This is a genomic window from Vibrio sp. 1069, assembly GCF_033340555.1.
Map to the genome: position 1 here is coordinate 1 of NZ_JAWOWP010000658.1, position 588 is coordinate 588.

General features: G+C 47.6%; 1 pseudogene. It reads right to left on the bottom strand.

Annotated elements, in window-relative coordinates:
- Positions 1 to 588 (bottom strand): annotated as a pseudogene (gene zntA / locus R7040_RS28315) (Zn(II)/Cd(II)/Pb(II) translocating P-type ATPase ZntA); the annotation flags it as partial.

Below are 588 nucleotides of genomic sequence, written 5' to 3' on the forward strand. Positions count from 1 at the left end.
TGATTCACCGGTCAATGCACTTTCATCAAAGCTGGCTAACGTCGTCATCAATACACCATCAGCTGGCAAACGACCGCCAGGTGCCACTTCAATGACATCCCCAGGTTGAAGCTGAGACGCTGGTACTTCTTTGCGTACACCATCAATGATCAGCGTGGTGTTTTCTGGTACCAAATCCATTAAGGCCTGAACGCCACTTCGAGCTCGTGATGATGCGTATGCTTCTAGCTTTTCACCAATAAGGAAGAGCAATAACACCATCGCGGCTTCTGCGGTTTCACCTAAGTACAACGCACCTAATGCAGCCACACTCATCAGTGTTTCAATGGCAAATGGTGTGCCACCACGAGCCAGTTTGACAGCCTTACGGGCAATAGGATACAAACCCAGCAAACAAGTTAAAGTAAAAATCCAGCTACTAAGTTGAGGGTTGATGCTTGCGACAAGGCCCGCAAATGCCATTGCACCTGCGATCGATAAAATCTGTAGATTGTCTTGAACAAAACCGAACCAGCCTTTGTTCTCTTTCTTTTGCTTTGGTTTATCCAGCGCAGAAAGCGGGAAACCAGTTTGGCGCGCTGTTTGTTC